Origin of the sequence: Dietzia maris (assembly GCF_014144855.1) — a bacterium.
In the GTDB taxonomy this organism is placed as follows: domain Bacteria; phylum Actinomycetota; class Actinomycetes; order Mycobacteriales; family Mycobacteriaceae; genus Dietzia; species Dietzia kunjamensis.
This window is the reverse complement of the sequence record NZ_JAALDN010000555.1, coordinates 1-377: the sequence shown is the minus strand read 5'-3', so window position 1 is coordinate 377 and position 377 is coordinate 1. Positions and strand designations below refer to the sequence as shown.

Genomic DNA, 377 nt, shown 5'->3' with positions numbered 1-377 from the left:
GTCATCGCCACCGGCAACACCGCCCGCGACGCCGGCGGCGCCCGAGTGGAGTTCACCCGCACCGGCCAGGCCGCCCTGCAAGCCCTGCTCGACATGCTCGCCACCAGCGACGGAGCCACCTTCGAACCCATCGACCCGCGCATCGGGGCCGCCGATGACGCCCGCACCGCCCTGAAATACCGGCCCGGTGCCCAGTTGGCCCGCCGGATCCGGCTGCGGGACGGCACCTGTCGCCACCCCGGCTGTGCGATCCCGGCCGAGGCCTGTGATCTGGATCATGTGGTGCCGTTCGATCACGCCGACCCCCAGCGGGGCGGACACACCGTCGAGGGCAACCTCGCGGCGATGTGCCGGCGCCATCACCGGTTCAAGACCTT

At 72.1% G+C, this 377-nt stretch carries 1 protein-coding gene; it reads left to right on the top strand.

Annotated features, from left to right (window positions below; translation table 11 throughout):
* Window positions 1-377: HNH endonuclease signature motif containing protein (locus G6024_RS16160; RefSeq protein WP_182640418.1), on the top strand; the 377-nt coding region annotated here is incomplete at both ends.